Source organism: Enterococcus sp. 3H8_DIV0648 (assembly GCF_002140655.1).
Classification (GTDB): domain Bacteria; phylum Bacillota; class Bacilli; order Lactobacillales; family Enterococcaceae; genus Enterococcus_A; species Enterococcus_A hulanensis.
On the sequence record NZ_NGLG01000001.1, the window covers coordinates 3,333,938 to 3,335,173 of the forward strand.

2 protein-coding genes are annotated in these 1,236 nt (G+C 31.6%); one reads left to right on the top strand and one right to left on the bottom strand.

What is annotated here, in order from left to right:
• Positions 1-5 precede the first annotated feature (5 nt).
• The gene (locus tag A5875_RS15330) at positions 6-440 is read right to left on the bottom strand and encodes a hypothetical protein (RefSeq protein ID WP_088934386.1); all 435 of its coding nucleotides are present in this window, start codon (positions 438-440) and stop codon (positions 6-8) included.
• 418 nt (positions 441-858) lie between these two features.
• Between A5875_RS15330 and A5875_RS24330 the strand changes: the two genes are divergently transcribed.
• Positions 859-1,185, top strand: a complete 327-nt coding sequence (locus A5875_RS24330) for a helix-turn-helix domain-containing protein (RefSeq protein ID WP_369596960.1) — start codon at positions 859-861, stop codon at positions 1,183-1,185.
• Positions 1,186-1,236: the final 51 nt, after the last annotated feature.

Here is a 1,236-nt window from a genome sequence, read left to right on the forward strand (position 1 = left end):
AACTATTACAGATCCTCTTTGACTTTTATCCATGTCTGCTTCAAAACTTTTTTTAAATTACCATTAAGTAATGGTACGCCCATACTATTTAAAAGGTCGTCAAGATAATCAATCCTCGCATCTACATCGTCAATATCATTATTGAAAAAAGAAGGATTAAACCAAATGTTTAAGAGCAGTGGAAGCACTTCAGCAGTGTAAATTGGTGAAGCTACTTTCATTGAGCCGTCAGCATTTCCCTTTAGTATTAATTGATGATACACCGGAATTGCATCTGAGGATAATTGATTCAGAAAAAGTGTTAAAAACTCCGGACTAGACATTAATTTGTAAAATAATTGGCCTCTTGAACTATTACGAATTGCTTTATGTTCCTCATACAATATCTTTCTAATTTTCTCAATTGTATTCAGATTTTTGTCCTCAAGAATGTCATTCATAGGTAAGCTCTTTTTAAATTCTAGATGTGTATAAGAGACAGGATGAGAAACTGAACGTTGAAAATGTAAAAATTTTTAACGGCAACGATCAAGATGTAACTGATAAATTCTCTATTAGCAATATAGGGAACGAGTATAGTTTTTCAGCCAATGAATTCCTGTCTCTTATACACATCTAGATGTGTATAAGAGACAGTAAATATACTTAGTAGTCAGACAGAGCCACTTTCTTCAAAAAAAATAAGTGAATATGTTGGTGATGTAACTCGTCTCTTATACACATCTAGATGTGTATAAGAGACAGCTTAGTAGTCAGACAGAGCCACTTTCTTCAAAAAAAATAAGTGAATATGTTGGTGATGTAACTCCTTCGACAGTTCTTAATTATTGCAAGATGCTGAAAGATGATATTGAAAGAATGTACTCAAAGAAAGAATTAAACTTATTCATCGATAAGCAGGGGATCTTTTTAGAGAATAAAGGAGTCACCCTAACAAAAATAAAAAATTATCTTTTAACCTCAGATTTATCCTATCAAATTCTATATGCCGTTTTAACTCAAGACAAGGTTGATACATACTACTTTTGTTTAACTCATGGAACTAGTCATTCAACATTACGACGAAAAATTAGGTCGATTAATTCTGAACTTTCTAAATATGGATTTCATATTATTTGTGCCAATAATTTCGCTATAAAAGGTGATGAGAAAAAATTAAGGAATTTTTTCTCAGTATTTCTCTAGATGTGTATAAGAGACAGGTTATTACCAGAGGAATACTAGAATAAAAGACTC